General features: G+C 28.2%; 30 protein-coding genes and 1 pseudogene. 22 read left to right on the top strand and 9 right to left on the bottom strand.

The window, feature by feature from the left end; genetic code table 11:
• Window positions 1-196: 196 nt before the first annotated feature.
• Window positions 197-847 (bottom strand): Crp/Fnr family transcriptional regulator, encoded by a 651-nt coding sequence (locus tag DMR38_RS05095; protein ID WP_175412923.1) that lies wholly within the window; start codon window positions 845-847, stop codon window positions 197-199.
• Between the two features lie 110 nt (window positions 848-957).
• Between DMR38_RS05095 and DMR38_RS05100 the strand changes: the two genes are divergently transcribed.
• The 3 genes and pseudogenes from DMR38_RS05100 to DMR38_RS05110 all read left to right on the top strand — a co-directional run bounded on the left by DMR38_RS05100 (window position 958) and on the right by DMR38_RS05110 (window position 3,690).
• Window positions 958-1,722, top strand: a complete 765-nt coding sequence (locus DMR38_RS05100) for a class I SAM-dependent methyltransferase (protein ID WP_127720291.1) — start codon at window positions 958-960, stop codon at window positions 1,720-1,722.
• A gap of 376 nt (window positions 1,723-2,098) precedes the next feature.
• Window positions 2,099-2,242, top strand: coding sequence for a cyclic lactone autoinducer peptide (locus tag DMR38_RS05105; protein ID WP_127720292.1), 144 nt, complete (start codon window positions 2,099-2,101; stop codon window positions 2,240-2,242).
• A 126-nt stretch (window positions 2,243-2,368) separates the two neighbouring features.
• Window positions 2,369-3,690, top strand: a pseudogene (locus DMR38_RS05110) (ATP-binding protein).
• 137 nt (window positions 3,691-3,827) lie between these two features.
• On the opposite strand, the gene DMR38_RS21705 reads toward DMR38_RS05110, so the two are convergent.
• A complete protein-coding gene (locus DMR38_RS21705; RefSeq protein WP_175412924.1) occupies window positions 3,828-3,986 on the bottom strand; it encodes a hypothetical protein in 159 nt (52 codons plus the stop codon).
• Window positions 3,987-4,268: 282 nt separating this feature from the next.
• Here DMR38_RS21705 and DMR38_RS05115 point away from each other — a divergent pair, with 282 nt between their 5' ends.
• Window positions 4,269-5,090 carry an ATPase, T2SS/T4P/T4SS family gene (locus DMR38_RS05115; RefSeq protein ID WP_243124446.1) on the top strand — a complete coding sequence of 274 codons (822 nt, stop codon included), beginning with the start codon at window positions 4,269-4,271 and terminating at the stop codon, window positions 5,088-5,090.
• Between the two features lie 23 nt (window positions 5,091-5,113).
• Here the strand turns inward: DMR38_RS05115 and DMR38_RS05120 are convergent, their stop codons facing one another.
• Window positions 5,114-6,721 carry a recombinase family protein gene (locus DMR38_RS05120; protein WP_127720293.1) on the bottom strand — a complete coding sequence of 536 codons (1,608 nt, stop codon included), beginning with the start codon at window positions 6,719-6,721 and terminating at the stop codon, window positions 5,114-5,116.
• Between the two features lie 592 nt (window positions 6,722-7,313).
• On the opposite strand from DMR38_RS05120, the gene DMR38_RS05125 reads away from it, so the two are divergent.
• From DMR38_RS05125 to DMR38_RS05145, 4 genes are all read left to right on the top strand, one after another.
• Window positions 7,314-7,844 (top strand): hypothetical protein, encoded by a 531-nt coding sequence (locus DMR38_RS05125; protein ID WP_127720294.1) that lies wholly within the window; start codon window positions 7,314-7,316, stop codon window positions 7,842-7,844.
• Window positions 7,845-8,536: 692 nt separating this feature from the next.
• Window positions 8,537-8,881, top strand: a complete 345-nt coding sequence (locus tag DMR38_RS05135) for a helix-turn-helix transcriptional regulator (RefSeq protein WP_127720295.1) — start codon at window positions 8,537-8,539, stop codon at window positions 8,879-8,881.
• Between the two features lie 4 nt (window positions 8,882-8,885).
• On the top strand, window positions 8,886-9,653 hold the full coding sequence (locus tag DMR38_RS05140; protein WP_127720296.1) for an ImmA/IrrE family metallo-endopeptidase: 768 nt from the start codon (window positions 8,886-8,888) through the stop codon (window positions 9,651-9,653).
• Window positions 9,625-10,173, top strand: coding sequence for a hypothetical protein (locus tag DMR38_RS05145; RefSeq protein WP_127720297.1), 549 nt, complete (start codon window positions 9,625-9,627; stop codon window positions 10,171-10,173). Before DMR38_RS05140 ends, DMR38_RS05145 begins: the two co-directional genes overlap by 29 nt.
• Before the next feature lie 471 nt (window positions 10,174-10,644).
• On the opposite strand, the gene DMR38_RS05150 is transcribed toward DMR38_RS05145, so the two are convergent.
• Complete coding sequence (locus DMR38_RS05150; protein ID WP_127720298.1) at window positions 10,645-11,871, bottom strand: DUF3578 domain-containing protein; 1,227 nt, start codon at window positions 11,869-11,871, stop codon at window positions 10,645-10,647.
• Between the two features lie 450 nt (window positions 11,872-12,321).
• Between DMR38_RS05150 and DMR38_RS05155 the strand changes: the two genes are divergently transcribed.
• The 6 genes from DMR38_RS05155 to DMR38_RS05180 all read left to right on the top strand — a co-directional run bounded on the left by DMR38_RS05155 (window position 12,322) and on the right by DMR38_RS05180 (window position 17,622).
• Window positions 12,322-13,242: a DUF4747 domain-containing protein gene (locus DMR38_RS05155; protein WP_127720299.1), complete on the top strand. Its 921-nt coding sequence runs from the start codon at window positions 12,322-12,324 to the stop codon at window positions 13,240-13,242.
• Window positions 13,243-13,260: 18 nt separating this feature from the next.
• Window positions 13,261-14,034, top strand: a complete 774-nt coding sequence (locus DMR38_RS05160) for a hypothetical protein (RefSeq protein ID WP_127720300.1) — start codon at window positions 13,261-13,263, stop codon at window positions 14,032-14,034.
• Window positions 14,035-14,081: 47 nt separating this feature from the next.
• Window positions 14,082-14,492, top strand: coding sequence for a GNAT family N-acetyltransferase (locus tag DMR38_RS05165; RefSeq protein WP_127720301.1), 411 nt, complete (start codon window positions 14,082-14,084; stop codon window positions 14,490-14,492).
• A gap of 438 nt (window positions 14,493-14,930) precedes the next feature.
• Window positions 14,931-15,734, top strand: a complete 804-nt coding sequence (locus DMR38_RS05170; protein ID WP_127720302.1) for a hypothetical protein — start codon at window positions 14,931-14,933, stop codon at window positions 15,732-15,734.
• A gap of 194 nt (window positions 15,735-15,928) precedes the next feature.
• Window positions 15,929-16,909 carry an ISL3 family transposase gene (locus DMR38_RS05175; RefSeq protein WP_243124448.1) on the top strand — a complete coding sequence of 327 codons (981 nt, stop codon included), beginning with the start codon at window positions 15,929-15,931 and terminating at the stop codon, window positions 16,907-16,909.
• Window positions 16,906-17,622, top strand: coding sequence for a transposase (locus tag DMR38_RS05180; RefSeq protein ID WP_243124449.1), 717 nt, complete (start codon window positions 16,906-16,908; stop codon window positions 17,620-17,622). Before DMR38_RS05175 ends, DMR38_RS05180 begins: the two co-directional genes overlap by 4 nt.
• 166 nt (window positions 17,623-17,788) lie before the next feature.
• Here the strand turns inward: DMR38_RS05180 and DMR38_RS21710 are convergent, their stop codons facing one another.
• The 3 genes from DMR38_RS21710 to DMR38_RS05190 are packed head-to-tail and all read right to left on the bottom strand — an operon-like array spanning window position 17,789 to window position 18,855.
• Entirely contained in the window at window positions 17,789-17,947 is a 159-nt protein-coding gene (locus DMR38_RS21710; RefSeq protein WP_175412925.1) for a hypothetical protein, read from the bottom strand.
• Window positions 17,948-17,980: 33 nt separating this feature from the next.
• Window positions 17,981-18,415 carry an ImmA/IrrE family metallo-endopeptidase gene (locus tag DMR38_RS05185; RefSeq protein ID WP_127720303.1) on the bottom strand — a complete coding sequence of 145 codons (435 nt, stop codon included), beginning with the start codon at window positions 18,413-18,415 and terminating at the stop codon, window positions 17,981-17,983.
• Window positions 18,416-18,423: 8 nt separating this feature from the next.
• Window positions 18,424-18,855: a helix-turn-helix transcriptional regulator gene (locus tag DMR38_RS05190; protein ID WP_127720304.1), complete on the bottom strand. Its 432-nt coding sequence runs from the start codon at window positions 18,853-18,855 to the stop codon at window positions 18,424-18,426.
• A 168-nt stretch (window positions 18,856-19,023) separates the two neighbouring features.
• Between DMR38_RS05190 and DMR38_RS05195 the strand changes: the two genes are divergently transcribed.
• Entirely contained in the window at window positions 19,024-19,266 is a 243-nt protein-coding gene (locus DMR38_RS05195) for a helix-turn-helix transcriptional regulator (RefSeq protein ID WP_207670776.1), read from the top strand.
• A gap of 123 nt (window positions 19,267-19,389) precedes the next feature.
• Here DMR38_RS05195 and DMR38_RS05200 read toward each other — a convergent pair whose 3' ends face one another.
• Window positions 19,390-19,677: a hypothetical protein gene (locus tag DMR38_RS05200; protein ID WP_127720305.1), complete on the bottom strand. Its 288-nt coding sequence runs from the start codon at window positions 19,675-19,677 to the stop codon at window positions 19,390-19,392.
• Between the two features lie 94 nt (window positions 19,678-19,771).
• Between DMR38_RS05200 and DMR38_RS05205 the strand changes: the two genes are divergently transcribed.
• From DMR38_RS05205 to DMR38_RS05215, 3 genes are all read left to right on the top strand, one after another.
• On the top strand, window positions 19,772-20,251 hold the full coding sequence (locus DMR38_RS05205) for an XRE family transcriptional regulator (protein WP_127720306.1): 480 nt from the start codon (window positions 19,772-19,774) through the stop codon (window positions 20,249-20,251).
• A 17-nt stretch (window positions 20,252-20,268) separates the two neighbouring features.
• On the top strand, window positions 20,269-20,478 hold the full coding sequence (locus DMR38_RS05210) for a hypothetical protein (protein WP_127720307.1): 210 nt from the start codon (window positions 20,269-20,271) through the stop codon (window positions 20,476-20,478).
• Window positions 20,479-20,571: 93 nt separating this feature from the next.
• On the top strand, window positions 20,572-20,769 hold the full coding sequence (locus DMR38_RS05215) for a hypothetical protein (protein WP_127720308.1): 198 nt from the start codon (window positions 20,572-20,574) through the stop codon (window positions 20,767-20,769).
• Here the strand turns inward: DMR38_RS05215 and DMR38_RS05220 are convergent.
• The gene (locus DMR38_RS05220) at window positions 20,766-21,035 is read right to left on the bottom strand and encodes a CRISPR-associated protein Cas2 (RefSeq protein ID WP_127720309.1); all 270 of its coding nucleotides are present in this window, start codon (window positions 21,033-21,035) and stop codon (window positions 20,766-20,768) included. The two genes, DMR38_RS05215 and DMR38_RS05220, sit on opposite strands and share 4 nt — an antisense overlap.
• Window positions 21,036-21,241: 206 nt before the next feature.
• Between DMR38_RS05220 and DMR38_RS05225 the strand changes: the two genes are divergently transcribed.
• The 4 genes from DMR38_RS05225 to DMR38_RS05240 all read left to right on the top strand — a co-directional run bounded on the left by DMR38_RS05225 (window position 21,242) and on the right by DMR38_RS05240 (window position 24,178).
• Window positions 21,242-21,667, top strand: coding sequence for a sigma-70 family RNA polymerase sigma factor (locus tag DMR38_RS05225; protein WP_127720310.1), 426 nt, complete (start codon window positions 21,242-21,244; stop codon window positions 21,665-21,667).
• A gap of 1 nt (window position 21,668) precedes the next feature.
• The gene (locus tag DMR38_RS05230; RefSeq protein ID WP_243124451.1) at window positions 21,669-21,812 is read left to right on the top strand and encodes an aspartyl-phosphate phosphatase Spo0E family protein; all 144 of its coding nucleotides are present in this window, start codon (window positions 21,669-21,671) and stop codon (window positions 21,810-21,812) included.
• Window positions 21,813-22,067, top strand: coding sequence for a hypothetical protein (locus DMR38_RS05235; protein WP_127720311.1), 255 nt, complete (start codon window positions 21,813-21,815; stop codon window positions 22,065-22,067).
• 125 nt (window positions 22,068-22,192) lie between these two features.
• On the top strand, window positions 22,193-24,178 hold the full coding sequence (locus tag DMR38_RS05240) for an AAA family ATPase (RefSeq protein WP_127720312.1): 1,986 nt from the start codon (window positions 22,193-22,195) through the stop codon (window positions 24,176-24,178).
• Window positions 24,179-24,188 lie beyond the last annotated feature (10 nt).

The raw sequence follows: 24,188 nt of genomic DNA on the forward strand, positions 1-24,188 counted from the left end.
ACAATCCCGTTCTATATACACATACTGCATGTCCAGCCCTATGATATAATATATTTTAGATGTAAATTTATGGTTCATGATGTTATTTATATAAAGCAATGGATTAAAGAGAAATTCACAGTTGTAAATTTATGCGTCATAATCGTATAATATGAGACCATTTATAGAATCTCTATTTTTCTTTATAATTAATAGATTATGTTTCTAAAAACTTCAAAAGAGCATTTTTGTTTAATACGAGAATTTTTTTATATTTAGTATTAATCCATTGATATTGAGAGAATTTGTTTAAAGTTCTGCTTACCGTAACTCTACTTACACCTACAGCCTTTCCAATATCCTCATGGGTACAATAAATAGAACAATTAGTAGATAGACTCACATTTAGTAGATGTTGGGCAATTCTTTTCTCTGCTGGTAAAAATGAAATATTGTCAATTTCATTTGATAACATTCTTACCTTTTTCGATAGAAGCTCTATAAAATTCAAAGCAAGAAGTGGCTCTTTTTGAAAATATAACATAATGTCAGATTTATTAATATTGATGATTTCTGAATCTGAAAAAGTTTTTGCCGATGACATTCTTGGAAAGCCATCAAAAAAAGAAGCTTCTCCAAAAATTTCTCCCTTTTTATAAATTGCTAAAATTTTTTCTAAGCCATCTGTGGAATTTACAAAAGCTTCAACTCTTCCTTCTTTTAGGTAATAAAAATTCTTAGCAATTTCTCCTTGACGATAAATTATTTGATTATCTTTAAACATCTGTGCAGGTTTTGTCTTAAAAGTTTCAAACAATCTAGTAGGAATACCTATTTTATGGACTAAAAACAAATCCCATGTATTCAAGAAAAAACACCCCCATTTAGTAATTATTTTTTGATTGTATCATAGTTTACATTATTCATAAAAGTTTTATGTGATAATATAATAAAACAATTTATGGAGGTAGCAAAAAAATGAAATGGAATAGTAATCTATATGATAATAAACATTCTTTTGTAGCAGAATACGGTAAGTCTATGATTAATTTTGTAAATGTTGGAAAAGAGCAAAAAATTTTGGATTTAGGATGTGGTACAGGGGTATTAACAAATGAGCTGGCAAAAAACGGTGCAACTGTTATTGGAACAGATTTATCAAAAAATATGATTGGTAAGGCAAAATCTAATTATCCTAACTTAATCTTTCAAGTGGAGGATGCAACAAGTTTGCCTTTTAAAAATGAGTTTGATACTGTTTTTTCTAATGCGGTTTTTCATTGGATATCAAATCAAGAAAAATTGTTGCATTCTGTTTATACTTGTTTAAAAGATAATGGGACATTGATTTGTGAATTTGGAGCACAAAATAATATAAGTCAAATACAAACTGCTTTTGAAAAGGTAATAGAACAAAAGAGATATTCTTATTGTTCACCATTCTTTTTTCCTTCAAAGGAAGAATATAAGTTATTATTAGATCAAGCTGGTTTTGAAGTAAAACATATCATTGAATATGATAGACCAACACCACTTGCTGATGAGGAAAAAGGACTACGTAACTGGATTTGTCAATTCTTTGCAAGTGATTTACTAGAATTTTCAGATGAACAAAAGGAGCAAATATTACTTGAAACAGAAAAACTTTGCAAAAATAGCATATGGAAAAACAACCAATGGGTAGCGGATTACAGGCGTATTCAAATTATTGCAGTTAAAAATAAAAACAATCGTACCAAATGAACATAATAGGTAATTATATTTTTTTAGTTCGGAATGTTCTTATTATACGAAATAAATATAGATCATAAATGGAGATATAACCAACATAGCTCCATTTATGATCCCTGACCATTATATAACTTATTTGCCACAGTATTAGCAGATTGCTCTATGTACGTTCATGCCTATCTTATGCACATAACTTATTGTCAATATGTGTTTAATTTCATGTATAAAAATTTTGTCCTGAGATTTATTTTATTATGGAATTTATATACCAAATATTTACAAAAATCAAAATTAATTTTCTTATTTTTAATTTTTTTGTAATATATAGAAGGAAAATCTAAATTATTGTAGAAATTATAAATTAAAACATTATAGGAGGTATATGAAAATGAAAAATTTAAAAGAAAGTGTTTTAAAGAAAAGTATGAAAGTGTTAGGTTATCTGTCTTTATTTTTAGCAACTTTGGTTATAACTCCAACATCTACAATATACAGTCACCAACCAAAGTGCCCTGATGACTTATTAAATTAGTAGTTACCTGATAATTAAGTTTTTTATAAATGTTTTGGTTAAAAATGATGCAGAAAGCATAAAAGCTTAATTTGTAATTTAAAACATTTATAAAAAGTTAATTTTTTGGAGTAAAGGAGATATTGTATGGTTATTGCTATAAGAGAAATAGTATTAGATAGTATAGAAGCATTACTTCTTTTAGTCATTTTTGAAGCACTGTATGATAAGAAAAAGTTTCTAATACAGAATAAAATTAGAGCAGGGTTATTTTGTATATTGTTTGTTTTTGCGACTTATTGGAGTACATTTCATATCGTGACAGTCTATCATACATTGCTAATCGTAGTGTTTGATATTTTATTACTTGCTTTTATTACCAAAATAGGGATCTTTAATTCTACGGTTATAGTTTCTTTGTTTATTACGATAATTTTGTCTACAGAAACTTTTATTCAAATTATTGAAATGCTTGTATTTAACCTAAATTCAATCAAATCTTTTTAAATTCTAGATATTTGGCCATATTTTTAGTAACATGTAAGATATTACAGATACTTATTGTAGCATTAATCTATAAGTTTAACTCGTATTTTACTAGGCTTAGATTGTTTGAAAAAGAGGGGGCCATTTTTGCTAATTTAATACTTGAATTAGGAGTATTTACTCTCTTTATAGTTTGTGTTAACTATGGTATTTTCAAAATAAAATATATTTTAACATACAATTTTTTTATTTTTTTTATTTACTTTGTATTTTTAATAGGAAAATTTAGGAGTCTAAAGGAAAAACAAATACTTATAAATATAAATGCCAAGTATAAAGTTCAAGAAAGTCAGATTAAAAATATGGAAGAAATAATTAGTATAATAAGACAGGAAAAACATGATTTTGTGAACCATATCAATGTTATACAAGGACTGTGTATGTTAAATAAGCCTAACACTGTTGAAAGAATAAATAATTATGTGTTGAAAATTTCAGATACCATGCAGTCTTCCTTTAAGTATTTAGATACAGGCAATGATTACATAGACGGATTATTATCTGTCAAAAACAACTATGCTGTAAAAAATAACATAAATTTTGAAGTAATGATAGACGAATCGTTTGATTTGATAAAAGTTAGACAGGATGAATTAATAAGTATAATAAGCAACTTGGTGGACAATGCATTTGAAGCGTTTCAATCTAAGTTATATACTGATGATAAGGAGATAGCTGTCAGCACTTTTAGAGAACATGAAGATTTTTGTATTCAAGTAGCTGATAATGGGGATGTCATTCCAGAAGACATGATAAAAAAGATTTTTGATAGAGGATTTTCCACAAAAACAACTAAGAAGAGTGACCACGGTTTTGGATTGTATATTATTAAACAATTAGTTGAAGAAAACAATGGAAGAATATACGTGGAAAGCAGTCCTGAAATTACTAAATTTTTAGTGAAATTTAAGATAAAAGGATAGATTTATAAGCTCTAAAATAAGAAATTTTTGAAATGCATCCACAATTTTCTAATCTAAAACTAAAAACAGAGCTGTAACCCAATATAGCTCTGTTTTTATATATTCGAGGGCGTAGATTAGTACCTAAAGCTTATGTACTATTTTGTTTTATTGTTACTCAGAGCTATTCCTAAAGCAGCGCCAATTGATATTCCTAAAGCAAGATTATTGAATAATACTCCAAATGAAATACCTAAACTTATTCCAACAGCTAAATAATCATAGCTTTTTTTATTTGTCTTTTTATTCTGTTCCATAAATAAATTCCTTTCTCGATAAATCAGTTGTCCTATTTATTAAATTTGTACTTAACTAATTTTTCGTTGACTCCGATAAAAGTTCAGCTACAAACTTGTTTGCTTCATTTTCAATTCTCCCCCTGGTGAACAACGTATTTTCCTATCAATGTCAACTAAATTGTTTCATATTATTTTCAAGCTGTGAAAGTTGAGTTAATTATATTTTATCATTATTGTTTAAAGATAAGAAGGGTGGTTATAATTTAGATATGTAAATAATAATGAAGAGAGGAAAATAAAGTGTTTCCTGTAGAATTAAAGAATATAAATATAGAAGACATTTCTCTGGAAATGGATGTAATAAAAAAAATACCTGAAGAAATAGCCAGGGATAATTGTTTAATAGCTTTAAAAATGAAAGAAAATAAATTATTTATAGCCGTAGATAAAGTACCAAATTTTACTTTAATTGAGGAACTAAAATTTATATTGGGAAAAGAACTTGAATTTTTTAGGACTAGTAGGAAAGTTATATTTAAGTTGATAAATAAGTACTACTGCAAACAAAATTTAAATCATGCATTAAATGACATAAAGTTAAAAGAGAATATTCCAGAATTAATTGCGAGTCCACTTCAAGATAAATATAAATTTCAAGGTTCTCCAGTTATAAAGGCAGCTAATTACATAATTGACAAGGCTATAGATGAAAGAGCTAGTGATTTGCATATAGAACCATTTGAAAATGGTGTCACCATAAGGATGAGGGTAGATGGAATTATGAGGGAATATATTAAAATATCGAAGTATATCTATCCTCTTTTGTGTACTAGAATAAAGATAATGGCAGAGCTTGATATAGCAGAAAAGAGAATACCCCAAGATGGAAAGATAAAGTATGTTAAACAAAATCTAAACTATGATTTAAGGGTGTCTACTCTTCCTACTATATATGGTGAAAAAGTAGTTTTAAGAATTTTATATAGGGATGAAAATATAAAAGACATGACTGCACTTGGATTTTCAAGAGAAAGTGAAGATAAAATAAAAAGAATGCTATGTTGTGATCATGGACTTCTTATAGCTGTTGGACCAACTGCTCGCAGAACAAAAATGCGATAAATTTTCTTCGTACAAGCTATCATTTAGTTTTTTTTTGATCCAAAAATATTAATATCAGCTTCTTGTTTATCTCCGTCCCAGTATATAGAATCTACCAGAGTAGAAATTAAATATTTTTTCAATTTAATATCACTTGTATCAATTATATCATTAAATTGTCTTGCAGTTCTAAGCATTAAGTCAATATCAAGACTTTTTTCTTGAGAATTATCTAATTGCAGATCTAGTACCGCTAACTTATTTTTCAATTCCTTATTTTTTCTATCGAGCCTTTCAATTTCTTTCATTATGTAGTCAGCTGCAGCGCTATTTTGATTTTTAGATAATTGCTTAACTAAGTTATTTATAGAGTCCTCATTTGTAGATATTTCTTTTTTTATATTTTTAGACTTGTCTTCAGATTCAGTGACAGCGACTTCATTTTTAAAATCGTGTAATTGTTTGGATAATAATCCTTCATCAGCAGTAAGTTCTTTTAAACGAGATACAACAAAGGCATCTAATTTAGTTCCATTTGCGTTTTTATTATTGCATCTTGTGACATTAGAAAATTTTTTTAAAGTGCAAGCATAGTAATAATGTTTTGTGCCGTCTTTTTTCTTAGATCCATATACAATACTCATTCTTCTACCACACTTTTTGCATTTTAATAATCCGGTTAATAGAGCCACATTAGATTTCCCTAATGCAGGTGTAATTTTACTATTTGTATCAAGCTGTGACTGTATTTTTAGCCATTCATCTGAATCGATGATTCCATTGTGTTTTGCTATAGCTGCTATCCATTCATTTTTATCTTTTTGTTTTCTGTTTTTCGCAACTTTATTATAAACTAGTAGTCCATGTTTTCCATCTGCATCTCCAGCAATAGTTATATTTTTACTTTGAAGATATTCCATAACTTTATCATCAGCTCTAACATAGACAGGGTTCCTTAAAACACGGTGTATAACGGAGGAGGACAAATCTTTATTTTTTAAACTTGTTATATTGTTTTGCAAAAAATATTTTCTGACTTGGTGAGTTGACCCTAATTCTATGTATTTTTTATATATAAGTTTTACAAAGTCTAAATCTTCTTTTATAGGAGAGAGCTTATGCATGGATTTTTGTTTCATTTCAGCGTCATAGTAAATCACTTTTTCTGATTTAAATCCCATAGGAGGAGGCCCACCTAACCAACGGCCTGTTTTTGCCAGTTCAATCATATTATCGCGTACACGTTCAGCAATGGTTTCACGCTCTAATTGTGCGAATACAGAGGCTATATATACCATAGCCTTACCCATAGGAGTACTTGTGTCAAACTGTTCCTTTATGCTTATAAAAGATATATTATGCTGCTGTAGTAGTTCAAGAGTTGTAGAAAAGTCAGCAACATTTCTACTTACACGGTCAAGTCTATAACATACTAAAGCATCAAATTTCTCATTCTTTGCATCTTTTATCATTTGCTGAAATTGAGGCCTGTCTACATTCCCTCCACTAAAACCTTCGTCCTCATAAATTATAAATTCAATTTCTTCATCAAAATTTTTATTGCAGTATTCTTTACACATTTCAATCTGATTTTCTATAGATTCACCTTTAGCAGTGAATTTTGATTTCCTGCTGTATATTGCTGCTTTCATTAGTAAATACCCCCAATATTAGTATTTAATAAGTTAATTTTAGCAAACACATGTTTGTGTGTCAAAATTGATTATATGGAGAAATTCTATATAAAATATTATCTTTTATGTAAAACAATATACTTTGAGAAGCATATAAGGAATACAGTAAAATAATTAAAGCGTCAATTGGATAGCTAATGAAATGTATGGATGGGGTAGGAGTAGCACTTATAGGAGAAGAAAAGGGGTTATAAATTATATATGTGAGTTAGTGGTGGTCAATATGACTATACTTAAAGCTATTTGAAGAATAAGGGGTTCGTATAGTACGAAGTCATTTATTTTGGGTAAAAATTAGAACAATATAAAGATATATGAATATAAAGATATGAAAAAATAGGTCACATAATGACGAACGATAATTAAGGAATATTGCATATATCTGTAGTATATTTAAAGAGGAGGCGATGGTAAAATGTTTTTTATTGTTAAATCTATTGATGATAAGAATAAATTAATTGCAACATTTGACGAAAAGTAATATGAATATTTAGGTGATAAAGAAATAATTTATAATAAAAGTGACAGAAAAAATGATAAAGTTTTTGATGTGAATGAAGTAAAGAAGGGTATTTCTAACAAACGGTATGAAGAAAACTTTTTTATATTTATGGAACTGTTTCAGTATGAGTTATTTAAAATAAGTCATTCTTGTAAAGGAACATTTGAACAGAAAGGAATTTATCCAGCTGAAGTGTTCGAAAGTAAAGGTGGAGCACATTTAATTAAAAAGAAAGAAGCAGATAAAATTATAAATTTAGCTTGCGATAAATTCTACTTAGATAATGAATCTTCGGAATTAGTAAAAAATTTTGTTTATAGTGGATTAGGTAATGATGAAGATCCTAATGTAGAATTTTTTGATTTACCATATAATGGGTATACTAATGCAGTAATAAAGTATACTAGTAAAAATAATAAAATTTTTATTAGTTCAATTAAATTTAATCTTTTTTGGAAGTATAACAGCATTGAAGAAAAATATTCTTATAAGTTTGACAATATTAGCAACTTTGAAAAGAAATGTGAAGAACTAACAGGATTGACTAGTAATAATTTAAAATTTGAACAGATAGAATAAAATATAAAAGATAAATTAAATGGAGAGTTTGAAAGGTAAGAGAATAATATAAATAAAAAGCCATAACTTGAAGAAGTTACTGAAATATTAAATTCACAACTTACTGATAGGTAAAGGATTTTGTTCGTTGAATACCCAATAAAAAAATTGATGTAGAATTATATCATTGTAAAATTATAAGGAATATATGAATTTAATTAGGGGATATCTGAAAACTAAGTATTTATCAATAATTAAGTTTTAGATACAATAATATAAAAAAACTTGGAGGTAAACTTATGGCACAAAAGTGTTATTAAATATCAGGTTAACAAAAGGATTAAATAAGGAACTTATTTCCTGATTCAAAAAAGGAAGATCTTCAAAATATAACAGGATTATCTTTAATGCTATACTGTGGATTGCAAGGAGTGGAATAGCATGGGTGATTTGCTAGGATACTTTGGATTATGGAAAACAGCATACAGTCGTTTTGTAAAGGTATGATTGATGATAACATTCTATTAGTAATTTTTAAAGAACTAATCTCAGAAACAAATTACGAAAATTAATAAAGTTAGAGACTATATATGAGAAATGTTATTTAGCTAAATATTTTTTAATAATAAAAATGCGTATAAAAAGTAACATATATGTTATAATATTAATAATATATAATATAAATAAAACAAATATGTTAAGGAGGCATTTACATGAACAAGGAGGTATTAGCTAAAATTGGTAAAAAACTTAAAGAAGCACGTAATAATATTGGTTTAACTCAGGAGGAGGTTGCAAAAGCTGTTAATTTAAATAAAGGCCAAATATCATATTATGAAAATGCTACGAGAGAAATAACTATAACTGCACTTGAAAAATTGGCTAATTTATATGGTTATAAACTAGATTATTTTTTATCAAATGAGGATACGACTGAATCGCAAATTAGCATAGCATTTAGAGCTGATGAAGTTTGCGGTGATGACATTAAAATTGTTGCATTTGCAGAAAAGTTTTTAAATAATCTTTTAGATATGAAGCAATTGCAAGGGAAGTGATATTGTGTTAAACAATATAGATATAATAAACAAAGCAAGTGAAACAAGAAATAATCTTGGCATAGGTAGTTATGAAAGTGTGAATATATTTAAAGTATTAAAAGATATGGAAAATATATCTGTAATAATAACTGAGATAGGGGAAAAGATATCAGGGTTTTTTATTAAAAAAAAGGAACTTGGTTTAGTAGTTATTAATTCTAGCAAAAGTCTTGGACATCAACATTTTACAGCGGCACATGAGTATTACCATATAAAGTATGATACAAATATGACTAGTGCAGTATGTACTATACAGAATTTTAATGAATCACCTATAGAGAAGAAAGCAAATGAGTTTGCTGCTATGTTTTTAGTACCAGATGATGCACTTAGATATATGGCAGAAAAGAGAATAAAAAATAATGAAATTACATTAGATGATGTAATTTTTTTAGAAAATTATTTTGGAGTTAGTCATAGAGTAATGTTAATACGATTAAAAGCTATTAATTTAATAACAGATAGGGAAGCTTCTAGTTATAGTAAAGGCATTATAAAAAATGCAAAACAACTTGGATATGAAATTGATTTATATAAGAATACAGTTGATAAAGGTACACAGGTTTTATCAGAGTATGCTGAAATAGCTAAAACACTTTTAGATTCTCAGAAAATTACCTATGGTAAATATGAAGAATTGTTGTTAGATGCAGGACTAATTGATATTATATATGGGGATGATAACGATGGGGAAATTCAAAATGAACTTGAAGATGCCGATAGTTTTTGATAATGATTGCATATCATCATTTTCATGGATCCATAGAATTGATTTAATTAATAATCTTTTTAAACATCAGATTATTATTCCTGAACCTGTTTATGGTGAATTAGAGAAAATGAGAACATCTAAGTTTTCGTATGTATTCAGTGATATTAAAAAAGAAATAGATAACCAAAATTTTGAATATAAAGAAATAAAAATTACTGATAGTATCTTTACTGAGTACTTACAATTAACAACGTCTTTACAGAATAGAGAGTGGATTGGTAAAGGGGAGGCATCGGCAATAGTTATTGCTAAAGATTTGGGAGGAACTCTTGCGAGCAATAACTTAAGGGATGTACTCCCACATATAAAAAATGGACAACCACCTTTAATATGTACAGAAGAAATATTGTTTTATTGTTATAAGATGGGATTCATAAAAAGTGAAGATGGTGAAGAAATATGGAATGAGATGAAATCTAAAAAAAGGAAGTTGCCTAAATACGATTTTAATGAAGTTATACGGAGACATGAAAAATAACTATATTACAAGTTTAATAAAGATTTGTCACTTTTGCTACATATAGTTTAGCATAAATAGAATGGGCAGATATATATAATTTAGCTACATTTAAAGTTCAATGAATATATATAAAATAATATGTAAGAGTAATGATCTTATAATCTTACTATATTGCTAAGTATAATAAAATTGATTATATGATCAATGTGTAAAACGTGAATATGTGAAATTAAAATGATGTGCTGTAAGATAATATTTATAGATTAAAATATGGATCTAAAGAAGACAGTATACTTTTTATAATATCTATACAGATATAATTTGCCCCCTATAGTTTGGAATAAATAAGTATGGACAGGCATATACTAAAAAATCAAATGTCTATATATTAAAAATTGGGGAATACTTTCATTGAAAATTGAGTCCATGAAAAAGCCTGTAAAATGCAGCTTCCTATGATAAAATCAAAATGCCACAGGAAGCTATATTTTATTTATTTGGTAATTTGTTGGTATCTTGCATTCCATTTACGATATATTGTGTGGATTTCAATTTTAATATCTTTGATATGTCTCCATGTAATATGAATAATTTTCCAGTGGAAGTTTTCTTATTAAAATCAAATATTCTGTATAAATAATAATTTCCACTATTTAATTCAGAAAATTTAACCTCATTTGATGATATCATGAAAGGGGTTAACTTGTCTTTGGTAGTAGTTTTTACTTCAATAAATTTCTTGGTACCATCAATTTCAAAAGATAAAATATCATATCCATCACCATCATGTTCTTTTGCAACGTGTTCTATTTTTTTAGATAAATCTTTTCTTCCATTAGCAATTAAGCTTTCTTTTTCATATTTTACAACCATTAATTCACCAGCAAAACCAAGCTTTTTTTGATTTTTAGCTTTTAATATGAAATTTGTCTTTCTAGTTTTAAATTCATGATTATCATCTTTAGAATAAAAGTCTAGAGGAGGATCATCTTCAATCAATACAGAAGATTTTTCAAAATTTTCAATGGTGTCTTCAATATCATTTAAATCTTCTTCAGAATTTTTATTATCAAGAAAGCCTAAATTGAAGTCAACGATAAGAGAATTATTTGTTTTCTCTATAGAATTATCTTTAAGCTTACCCTTTAATTCTCTATAGACTCCTAGCAAATTTCTTAAATCATTTATAAGTTCTGAATTAGTAGGAATATTTCCTGATTCGTAGAATTTGCCGCAGATATGCCCTAATTCATATCCTTCTGCTAGGTCAGAATTTTTACTAATTCCATTTAAATTAATTGGTTCGAAAGAAAAATCTGATAATGTAGATGATAATATATTTTTCCAAGCATTTGATACTAATTTGATTTTTTCTCTTCCATCTTTTATTCCATACTTGTTTTTAAAATAAGTCCATCCTTGATTTAATGATAAATAAACACCACTCATATCTGCGCAAAATAAGTATACTATATAATATCCTTTGGTTGCCATCGTTGTAATGTTTTTGTCGAATATTGCAATCCAAGGTACGTCAGCCCATCCACCTTGTCCGGCTGAACCCTTAAATTTATACTTTGAGGTATCAATATTAGATTTAATATGAATTTTTTCTAGTGCATCTTCACGTATATAATCAGCTAATTTATTTCCTTTTAAATTTTCATTTTTAGCTTTAAGATAATTTTGGAGTATATAATTAAATGTTTGCTGCATAATATAATCCCACCTTTTTAGAATATATTTCTACATAAATTTTCTAATTCCTTCAAAATTATTAAAAAATATCACATGTGGAAATATATGTAGAAAAATAAGTAAATATGTGGTAAAATATTAATAAATATATTTAAATCTCATGATACAGAGATAATGTTATATTTTTAATAAATAATTATTAGAGCTGAGAGTATGGGGGATTTACTATAAGAATTTCTGTATTTTTGAGTTATCCAAAACCTTATATGAAAGAGCAAGAAGAGTTTATTAGTGAGTTAATAAAAAAATTAAGTAATGATGGCTTTGAGACAAGAATAATTTAAAAAACAAAAATAGTTTATTTAAGTATTATATTATTTAAATTTTGAAATATTTTTATACATTAAAAATAATATTACATATATGTGAAATTTTAACATATAAAAGATAAATGTGGGGGGAACAAATATGAGTAGAACAGTATATTTTGCAAAGGTTAATGTTAATTCAAAAAGTACATACAAAGTTTATAAAAAAGAAGTGGATATTAGTAACATTATGTTAGAGTTAGCTTCAAAAATTAAAAATAATATTAAGTACGTACGCGAAATAGAGAAAATAGTAGATGGGGAAACTTTCATAACGAATCAAGAGTTTGCAATTTCAGGTGTAAGTAGGATTGAAGTGGATTCAGAATTAATGATAGTAGGAGGGGTAATAAAGACAGCTAAAGTATTTATAAATAATGTTAACAAAAGTACTGGTAAAAAAACAACTACATCGGTTAATAGTGATGAAGTGATTAATTTTTGTTTTTATCCTAATAAGGAAGTAGTAGCATATTATTGTCCACTCAAATTTGGAAATAAAGAGTTTATTCCTGTATTTGAAAATTTAATTAATAATGCTTTTAAAGAGGAACATTTTACTGTTTCAACAATAACTAATGGGCTTTCTTTAGATAATATTAAAGAAAGTCTTAGAAAAATAAAAAATATTAAAGAATTACATATAAGCATAATACCACCAAACCCGAATGGTAAAACTAAAAAAGCTTTACAACAGGATGCAGAAAGTAAGATAAAATCTTTTGAACAAGGAAGGATCACAGAAAGAAGCACTATATTTAAATCGAGTTATGAAGAGGGGTTAGATACGGATTCTGAAGAAATAAGTAAACATATAGATGATGCTACTGCAATACATTCAAAAATAAATGTGAAAGAGGCAACAAAAAATGGATATGTGAATATTATTGCGACAAATGAAAAAGGAACGATTTTTAATACAAATAATAAAAAGGTTGTTAAACATAGAATGGATGATGAAATTGTAGGTGATAATAATTTTGCTAGTTTTTGCAAGAATGTTATTGAGAAAATATTATAATTAACCTTGGAGGTTAGTATGGTTAGAGAAATGATTAAAAACAGAAAGTATAAAGATTTTTATTCTTTTGAAGAGCCTGAATGTAAAATTGCATTAATATTGACAATAGTTATTATAGTAATAGGTAATTGTATCAAATTATTTGAAAATTTTAATGCATTTAGACTAGCATTACAGAATATATCTATATATGTAGCATCTGGATTATTAGCTATGATAGGAGTTATATTAACAGGGATAGCATTAATGCTTGGCTTATTAGATAAAAAATTTAGAAATAGTATAAAAGATGTTAAAGGAGATCCAATTAAAGAAATAATGTTGAGCTTTGAATTTATAACAATAAATATTGGTTTAGCTAGTATAGTTTTTTTTTGCATACATCTGGGATTATTTATACCATTTAATATACCTAAATATACTTGTTATAAAATTATTTTTTATAGTATATCATTTTTAATCATTTATTATTTTATATTTATAGTGTTTTACATTATAGCATTAATATCTAATAGTATAGATTTATTTTTTATTAAAGGAATGTATGAAAGTGTTGAAATAAAGGATAAAAGTTTATATGATTATGCTAATGAAATACGTATAGACTATTTACTTGGAAAGTTTATTAAACAAGAAAATCAGAATGTTTTACAAAAATTTACTGATAAAAATAATATAAATTCAAATGAAGATATTATTAGGGAGTTAGATTACATAATTGATAAAACAGAAGGGATTAATATTGAAAAAAAATGTTTGATTAAGAATTATTTTAGGCAATATTATAGTTAAAATGGGCAATAAAACTGTTTTAATAACGATTTAGAGGGGTTTTTACAATGAAAATAATTGAAGGTGAATACATATTTACAGACGATGCTACTCGGATTAAATTAGATGAGGTTTGCAGCCTGTTAAGGCAATCTCATTGGGCTAAAAATCGACCTGCTGAAATCATTGCTAAAACAATTGAAACTTCACTTTGTTTTGCAATTTATCACAATGATATACAAATTGGGTTTGCAAGAGTTATAAGTGATTATGCTGTCTACAGTCTAATATTAGATGTAATTATTGATGAAAAATATAGGAGTAATGGCTTAGGAAAAAAACTAATTGAATTTATAAACAACTATCCAAGTATAAAAGATACAAGTAAAGTTCTTTGGACAAAATATGCTGAAAGATTATATTTGAAATGCGGATTTAAAGAAGAAGATTTTTATAAATTTATGTTTAATAGACCTTAATTAAATACCGTTGTGACGAAATATTCTTATTATACGAAATAAATATAGATAAAAAATGGGGCTATAGCCTAACATGGCTCCATTTATGATCCCTGACAATTATATAACTTACTTTTCATAATATCAGCATCCCGTGCTATATATGTATGCTATATGTCCAGCCTTATGATATAATATATTTTAGGTATAAGTTTACAGCTCATGATGCTATTTATATAAAGCAATGGATTAAAGAGAAATTCACAGTTGTAAATTATGATGTATTAAGTAAAAAGGCAATAATGCCTTTTCTATTTTATCTTGATGTATGAAAATTATAATAACCATACATTCTTTTTATTGTTTTATAGTATTTGTATTACTGAAATGAAAATAGATAGTATATTAAGTTAATGTTATAATTGTATATATATGTATTATGATATATAGGGGGGTATAATGCGTAAAGTAGGATATATTGTTAGAGCATATATTGCGGGTATCTTTATGTGTATTTTAGGTTATTTTGAAAGAGAATTTCTTCATAAAACAATTATTAAATGCAAATCTTGCAACCAAAAAATTAAGGTTCCTACATACTATAAAAAAATTATTGTAACATGCCCAAGATGTAAAACTCAGTTTCCATACAAGTATCATTTAACGATAAAAAGAGTCATTGGTATTCTATTATTAATAATAATTGGACTACCTTTTGCTACATTGATAGCATATGCAGGGAATCAATCAAGCTTGATGGATTCATATATGTTTTTTATAATTCCTTATAGTGCTATGTTTTTGGGGATTTTAGCAAGTATTGGGTTCATGTCAATTTTAATCTTATTAGTAGACATGAATATACACTTTCCAAAAATATCTTTAGCTGTATTGCTAATGGTAATATCTTTGTCATCATTTTGGTTAAGTGAATACATTTCTTATCATCATCAAACTTTAACAGTTAATTATGTGACTAAAGACCAATACGGTAATGAAGTAAGTAGACATGCTAATAAAGAAGCGATTGATAAATATTATTCGTTTTCTCAGTATATTATAAAATCATCAAAAAAGAAAGAAACTAGAGTGGCTGGACAATGGGGTAAAACACCTATACTTTCTGCACCTCAGGAGCAAGACTTAGGTACTTATGGAATTGTATTATTTATACTTAAGCAAGTAGGTTTTACAATACCAATTCCTATCATATGGTATATTACGTATCGGTCAAAGAAAAATAAATTAAAATCAGCTTATTAGACGAAAGAGTTATGTCACAACATTCTTATTACACGAAAAAATATAAAAAATGGGGCTATAACCAATATAGGTTCTTTCTGAGTTTTGGGTATTTACATTAAATCAAGTATCATAAGATACTTGATTTTTTTGCTATTGTTATTATTATATTTGGGTATTTTGATAAAATAATGGTATGGAAGAAGGTGCTGAAAATGAAATACAAAACTATTGGTGATTTTTCTTTTTTGCTGGATGACAATCATTTTGTCTATAATTATACAGAAGATGAAAACACCTTAGATATTTACGTCAAATCAAAACCACACAGTTGCTGTTGCCCTGAATGTGGTTCAGAAAGCAGACAGTTACATGCTACTTATGAAAGGACTCTACAGGATACTCCAATTCATTGCAAACAGACATTTCTTCATGCAAATGTTTACAAGTATGAATGTCTGAATCCTGCTTGCAACCGCAGAATATTTATGGAAAAACTACCTTTTGCAAAGTTATCACAGGTAAGAACTGATGCACTGAATTCTTTGATTCTTGGTGTGTCAATGTTTTTAAGCAACGAAGGTGCAAGCAAGGTTCTTGCACTACTTGGAGTAAAAATCAGTAATGATACTATACAACGACTGTATGACAGTATAGAATTCGTAGATGATCCAGATGTGAAAGCAATAGGTGTGGATGATGTTGCTATACGAAAAGGTCAAACTTATGCGACTGCTATTTATGATCTAAAAGGCCATCATCTAATTGCTCTCTTAGAAGGTAGAGATGGACAACCTTTGAGAGAGTGGCTAAAACAGCATAAGAAAGTAAAATTGGTCGCAAGAGACCGTGCCAGTGCCTATGCATCTGCCATTAGCGAGATACTTCCGGAATGCATTCAGGTGGCAGACCGGTTTCATCTGCTTCAAAATCTCCTTGATCGGATGAAAGATATTTTTAAAGAAGATATGCCGGCAAAAATATTTATACGTAATGATGAAATATTGGATAAAGCCCCAGAAAAAGTTTTAAAGAAAAAAATGCCGAATGAGAAAATGATAGAGTCGTTTGACTATGATAATTCTGTTCCACGAACCCCTAACGGAACAGAAATTAAGTTCGATAACAAAAAACATGATCTGAATTCACCACAATATCGGGCACATGCTGAAAGCAGGAAAAAAAACAGCGATTGATCTGTCAGATCCAGGAATACTGGAGAAATCTCAAAAATAAAAGAATCAAACTTGTTTCAGAAGAATTTCAAATATCCAAATTAACAGCAAAAAAATATATCAACATGACTGAGGAGGAAATCCAAAAACTTAACAATCCAGCTAATTATAAGAAAAGAACAACGATAATGGATGAATATATCAATATCATCTTCAAGATGCAGCGTGACGGAATCAATGATGACCTGATTTATTTTTATATTTTGAAACATGGATATAGTGGAAATCAAAAATCATTATGGAACTATATCTATTGCATTGAAAAAAACAACTTTCCAGATAGAACTCCAATGAACCCCAAGTGCCTTATAGAATGGAGTTATCCTGATGATGTCATTATTATAAAAAGAAATAGTCTGTTAAAATATCTGCTTACAAAGAATCCAAAAACAAAAAAAGATGAGACTATAGGAAAATATATTAATGAACTTATTGAAAAATACAGAGATTCATCAATAGCTTCTTTTTGCAATGGTATAGAAAGAGATATTGCCCCGATCAAGAATGCAATATCTCTAAAAGTAAGTTCAGGATTTGTTGAAGGAAACAACAACAAATTCAAACTTATCAAACGTATTGTATACGGAAAATCTGGATTAGTCAATCTGGCAAAAAAATGTTTTTTGGCATTTCTCTCTAAAAGGCCATCGTTTAATCTTGTTGACTTAATCTAAAAAGAATGGCTATTCGCATCCGAATAGCCATTCTTTTTAAGTGATTGATGTATCCAAAACTCAGAAAGAACCCCAATATAGCTCCATTTACAATTTCTATCCATTATATAACATGTATGTCACAAAACATAAACATCCATGTCCTATATATGTACGTTATGTAATACTACTTTGTTTTATTGTTACTTAAAGCTATTCCTAAAGCAGCGCCAATTGATATTCCTAAAGCAAGATTATTGAATAATACTCCAAATGAAATACCCAAACTTATTCCAATAGCTAAATAATCATAACCTTTTTTATTTGTCTTTTTATTCTGTTCCATAAATAAATTCCTTTCTCAATAAATCAATTAATTCTATTTATTAAATTTATATTTAATCAGTTGTTCAGGAACGCCATAATAATTAGCTAATTGATTTATACATATATTCTTTAGATAACACTTGTCAATATCCTTTTCGTCTATCAGCAATTCAGCTGCAAATTTATTGGCTTCTATTTCAACTTTGCCTCTAGGGAAAAGAGTATATTCGTGGATATATGAAGTCTGATTTGTAGAGTGGAGTAAAGCATGTCCTAGTTCATGTGCCAATACCAATCTTTGAACTAATTCAGTTAAATTTGAATTTATTACAATGAATTTATTACCAAGCTCTTTTTTAAAAAATCCCATAGTTTTTTTAAAAGGCCTTTTTATAATTGAAATGTTTAATTCTTTAGCAAGTATTTCAGGGTTTCTTGTACCATGCTTTTGTATTAAATGTTTAACTCTTGCATGAATATTTATCACTGGATCACCTACTTATCTTTTGGGGATTTCCTTTTATTCATTGCTTTGGCCTTCCAAAAAATTTCATTCATGGTATCAAGTATTTCCTTTTTATCTTCTTCATCAAATTCATCATCCATAAAGAAAGCCTCATTAGCTTTTTTCATATGTTCTAGATATTGTTTTTTATCGTGTGAAGTGACTTTATATTTATCTGAGTATTCTTGTGGAATATTAATTTTAGGTTCTTTGGTATCAGTAAGTCCCATTAAATAATCAAGAGAAACGCCAAAATATTCAGCCATTTTTTTCTTAACAGTATCACTAGGAATTCTTTTATCTGATTCATATTGAGATAATGTAGTGTTGCCTATATTAAGTATCTTAGATAATTCTAATTGACTTATTGATTTTTCTTCACGCAGATTTCGTATTCTATTACCTAATGTATAGTTTTTCATTTTGTTAACTTCCTTTCACAATTAGTGAACTTAAGCTTATTATACCAAATAGATTTTTATAAAACATACTTTTTCACAATTTGAGAAAATGATATTGACTTTTGCAAATTGTGAATATATAATATAAATAAAGATTTTGCTTATTGTGAAATAGAGGAGGTGATTAGAATGAACAATAAAATGAAATTTTATAGGCAAAAAAATAACTTAACTCAAGAAGAAACAGCTAAACAGTTAGGAATATCAGTAAGCGCCTATAATATGATAGAAAATGGCAATAGAGGTATTTCTTTATTGAGAGCAAAACAATTAGAAAAAATATTTAATGTTTCAATAGATGAAATTTTTTTTAACAATAACTTTCACAATGAGCAAAACAAGCAAAGAAAACAAAAGGAGATAGCAAGCTAATGGACAATTTAAATTTACTTTCAAATGTTAAAGAGATTAAAGAAGTTAAAGATATTCACTTAGTTAATTCTCTTATAGAAAGAGATTGGATACTACTAAGGATAATATCCAATCAGGACACAATTATTTTTGTTCTTGGGAGAATTCATTACGATACTTGTCAGCAATAGAGTCAATACCATGACGAGGGAAACCAAGTATCATTGAATAACGATCATAAATAGCAGTTGAAGTATTGCTTTTATCAACGCCCTCTTCACAAATATGTGTTACAGCACCAATTTTAAGTAAAACCCATCCTTTTGAAAGTAATTTATTTACTTCTTCAATGGTGTACAATTCACCTATTTTGGGTGTACAAGGGTCAACTATAACATCTTTTAAAAGAGAAATGTCTTGTAAATTAATCATAGCTTATCACCACCTTTTAGTGATGATAAAATTCTACAAAATATATAAAAATCCTTTAATATATTAATTTTAACAACAAAAGGAAGTGAAATGAATGCCAAGAAAAGCTACGAAGGCAGCAGGAAATGTATATTATAAAGCACGAATTGAAGCTGCTAATACTAATGACAAATTAAACAGCAGGGAAGGAGCTGCAGAAATAATTGGGATTGATAGGACAAGGCTAGCACGAATAGAGCTTGACAGTATTTGTGCATATCCAGAAGAAATTTTGATGATGGCTGATGTTTATAATGCTCCTGAATTAGAAAATTATTTTTGTTGTGAACAATGTCCTATAGGTAAACATAGTGTTTCACACATTGAGGTTTTAGAAATAGATAGAATTACAATTCAAATTATATCTTCACTAGAAAATATTAATGGTGTCAAAAAGGAATTGTTAGATATTACGGAAGGCGGAATTATTACAGAAGATGAAAAACCAAAATTAGAACATGTTGTTAAAGCACTAGATAAAATTGCAATCGGATCTCGAGAACTAAAACTTTGGATTCAGAAAAATTTTAGATAGAAAGGAGACAGTAGGAAGTGGCACGTGAAATAACAGGAACAGTTAGTTGGCCCCAGGCTATGAAAGATATGTTGGAAGTTCAAAGACGCTTTACTAAAGGCCTCGGATTGATGATTGAGGATGATGTGAATAAGAAAAAAATAAATATGGATCAACTTGATTTCATTATAGAAGAGTTAGGCAAGTGTAAGTGGCATGAACCAATTTTAAGAACGGAGGAGAATTGAGTAATTTACAGATTTCAAAAGAACAGCAATTAATACCTGTAAAAGAGAATGAGAAAGAATAAATTTAAAAGTTTGGAAGAGGAGGCTATATAAATGGCTAAGAGTTTAGAAGAAAGAGTTGTATCACTTGAAAAAAGAGTAGCTGCACTTGAAGGACAAGTTCGAGCACAGCCAAAGAAGTTTATTTCAGAAGACAGTAATGGAATTTGTGATGACTTAACCCCAAGTAAATGTCCTAAAAGCAAAGATGACTTAAAACATTTATTTAATGGAGAAAGGACATATCCTTAAAGATTATTTCTTAAATAATCAGTATCGCATTTTACGTTATACCATGCAGCTTCTTCTGTTAAAGCAGCAACAAATAGTCTATCATTTGAATCCGTGTACTGTTTTAATTTATCTCTTAATGAAACGCATGTTTCGTCAGTACCTATGATCCAAGTAGATTCTGTAACTCTAGCCCAAACAGAGTAGGATTTTATAAAATCTATTAAATCTTTGTAGTCTTTACCAGGAGCACATAAATCATAAGACACAATTTTACTACTAGCCATAATTTATCACCTCACTTTCTAGGTGATAATTCTACAAAATAATGTAAGAACCTTTAGAAGATAATACCAAATAAATCAAAGGAGGATTCAGATAGAGCTTTTGATTAAAAATCATATTTTATTAGTAACTTTGGAGCAAAGGAAAGGTGCAAAGGTTAAAAGTAAGTTTGAATCAATACAAAAAGAGATTGGAAGGAGGAAAAATCATGGTATTTGAAAATTTGTTGGTACTTTTAATAGCTGCTAAGGAAAAATGCCCTCAGGAAGTGGCTTTCAAATACTTAGATAGATATTTAGAACATGGAACTAATTTTAAAAGACCTCCTGTATTTAGCTGGACACCTGAGGATATACAGGATGTGATGAAATTTAAGCAGGAAGGTATTAGTAATGAGGAGATAGGTAGCTATTATGGGGTAAAGGCAAATACCATAAAGAGTTTATTTTATAAAAAAACTACTCAATCACCAGTAGATGAACCTAGAAGACGTGGGACCAAGCTTGAAGTACAGGAAATGTTGAAACTAAATAAGCAGGGATGGAAGCCAAGAGAATTAGCAGAAAAATTTGATATTAAAATACACACTGTATACAGCAGAATCAAAAAAGCAAAACAGAAAGCGGAGGTGTGATATGGAGATGGACGTGCTTAAAGAAAAGTTAAATAAATATATAGATTTATATGGTCGCCTTGATAAAAGGACTTTAGAAGTTAGCCAGGAACTTGACAAGCTAATAGTTAAAGAAATGAAGGATGGAAAGGAGGAGGATAAGTAAATGAATGGATATTTACAATGCTTGATAGACCAGTACGTAACTAAGGCTAATAAGGCTTTAGATCCAGAAAAAAGAAACATATACAGAGAAGTTTTAAATGATTTGTTGAAGTTTAAAGAGTATGTTGAAATGCCACAAGAAACTAGTACTGATGATGTACCTAAGAAACATATTGCACTTGATTTTGTTGGAACAATGCCAGGACTTATGGAATACTTAAAAAATTTAAGTTTGAGGGAAGGAGGTATTAAATGAACATAAGTGAAAGAAAAGTATTTTTACAAATAAAAAAGGCCCTCTGCCAAAGGACCAAAAGAAATTTATAAATCTATTCCTATTCTATATGAGAATGGGGAAAAAATCAAATTGGAGGTTTACAGATGTCAAATAGAATTGTTTTAAAAGGATTGTATCTTAAGAATTTTAAAGGAATTAAAGAGCTAGATATAGATTTTGAGAATACAACAAATATATACGGAGATAACGGTACAGGTAAAACTACTGTGTTTGATGCATTTGCATGGCTGTTGTTTGATAAGGATAGTCAGAATATAAGTAAATTTGACGTGCAGCCACTTGATAAGAGCAATAATATAATCCACAGAATTGATACAGAAGTTATTGGATCACTTGAAATAGATGGAGTTAAAATAGTTTTGAGAAAGGTTTTAAAAGAAAAATGGGTTAAGCCTAAAGGTAAGCCTGAGTCAGAGCTTAAAGGTGTAACTACTACTTATTACATTGATGATGTACCTAAGAAACAGGGTGAATATAAGGAAAAAATAAACAGTATTATTCCAGAAGATATATTCAAATTAGTAACTAATCCTTCATATTTTTCAACCAACATGAAATGGCAGGACAGAAAGAAAATACTTATGGATATTATAGGTGAACTTACGGATGAAAATGTTATTGATTTTAAAAAGGATTTGGAACCTCTAAAAGATTTGTTAGGAAACAAGAGTATAGAAGAACTTAAAAAAAGTATAAACGCGTCAAGAAAAAAATTGATTAAAGATAGAGAATCGATCCAGCCTAGAATTGATGAATTAAACATGGCTGTAAAGGATGATATTAATTTTCAACAATTAGAGGTTAAGAAACAAGAAATAGTTTCAAAGATAAACAATATAGAAGAGCAGCTTATAGATAAATCTAAAATAAATGACGAATTGTTTAAAGAAAAAGATAAGTTATATGGACTTAAATCCAAACTCAAGGATATTGAAAGAGATGAACTTCGGAAAGCTGGAAGTGGTAAAGACAAAATAGCAGAGGAATTATACAGTATTACTGGTGAAATAGCTGATATTAAATTTCATGTCAAATCAATTGAATCTGAAAAAAATAATAACCTTAATTTAATAGAAACCATTGAAAATGATGTTAAAAATTTAAGGAAAGAGTGGTATGAGGAAAACAATAAACCATTCGAACTTCCGGAAGACGCTCGTATATGTCCTTTGTGTAAAAGGCCTTTTGATGAAGAAGATGTTGAAAAGCACAAACAGGAATTAGAAGAAAACTTTAAGCAAAACAAATCAAAAATTCTTAAAGAGATAACTAGAAAGGGTAGTAGTAAGGCAGATGAAATTGAAAAGTATGAGAAAAAGATATCTGAGAATGAAATTGAATTAGGGGGATTACTTAAAAAATTAGATGATTTTAATAATAAAAAGGATGAATTGCAAAGCAAATTTGATAATTTTAAGGCAGCTGTTGATCTTAATAGTAATAAAGAATATCAGAATACATTAAATCAGATAGAAATACTTGAAAATGAGTTATCTAAGCCAATAGAAGGAAATTCAAAAATTGAAGAGCTTAAGAAAAGAAAAGCACTTTTAGGCATTGAACTAGAAAATGTTAATTATGACTTAGGTTACAAAGAAATTAATGTTAATACTAAATCAAGGATTAAAGAACTTCAGGATAAGGAAAAGACTCTAGCACAACAAATTGCAGACCTTGAAAAGCAAGATTTTATGTGTGATGAATTTATAAAAACTAAAGTTAAACTTATGGAATCCAGTATAAATTCTAAGTTTAAATATGTTAAGTTTAGGTTCTTTAAAGCCCAAGTTAACGGAGGAATTGAAGAGGATTGTGAGCCTCTTATAGATGGGGTTCCGTTCTCAACAAACTTGAACTCAGGTGCCAGAATTAATGCTGGAATAGATATTATAAATACACTATCAAGTCATTACGAAATTAAAGCTCCTATATTTATAGATAACAGGGAAAGCACCACAAGGCTTATAGATACAGAAAGCCAAATAATTAATTTGGTTGTAAGTAGTATGGATAAGAAATTAAGAGTTGAGAATAGTTCGGAAGTAGAACAGACAGAATTAGCAGGTTAATAAATTCAAA

It is taken from the genome of Clostridium sp. AWRP, from assembly GCF_004006395.2.
In the GTDB taxonomy this organism is placed as follows: Bacteria; Bacillota; Clostridia; order Clostridiales; family Clostridiaceae; genus Clostridium_B.